The organism is Pseudomonas sp. GM48 (genome assembly GCF_000282335.1).
In the GTDB taxonomy this organism is placed as follows: Bacteria; Pseudomonadota; Gammaproteobacteria; order Pseudomonadales; family Pseudomonadaceae; genus Aquipseudomonas.
This window is the reverse complement of the sequence record NZ_AKJM01000097.1, coordinates 1-500: the sequence shown is the minus strand read 5'-3', so window position 1 is coordinate 500 and position 500 is coordinate 1. Positions and strand designations below refer to the sequence as shown.

1 protein-coding gene is annotated in these 500 nt (G+C 63.6%); it reads left to right on the top strand.

The window, feature by feature from the left end; genetic code table 11:
- Positions 1-500 (top strand): immunoglobulin-like domain-containing protein (locus tag PMI28_RS12075; RefSeq protein WP_007987978.1); only part of this gene is annotated, 500 nt, incomplete at both ends.

The window sequence follows — 500 nt, the reverse complement described above, 5'->3', positions numbered from 1 at the left end:
TAACCGTCGGCAACGACGTTTATAAAGGCCCGACCACGGTCACCGAGTCGATTAAATCGGCCGACGGCGGCAACCTGGAACAGGTGTCGCCCAACACCACACCAGTCACCACCACGGTCACCGACGTCAACGACACCACCACCGTGACCCTGAGCGCCACCCCGAGCGTGGACGAAAACGGCACCATCACCTACACCGCCACCCTGACCGATGCTCAGGGCCAACCGGTCACCGCGCAGAACGGTCCGGTCACCGTGACCCTCGACAGCGGCAAGGTGATCACCATTGCCGTCGGCCAGAGTTCCGGCTCCCTGCCAGTAACCGTCGGCAACGACGTCTACAAAGGCCCGACCACGGTCACCGAGTCGATTAAATCGGCCGACGGCGGCAATCTCGAAGCGATCAACCCGGTGAAGACCCCGGTGACCACCACGGTCACCGACGTCAACGACACCACCACCGTGACCCTGAGCGCCACCCCGAGCGTGGACGAAAACGGC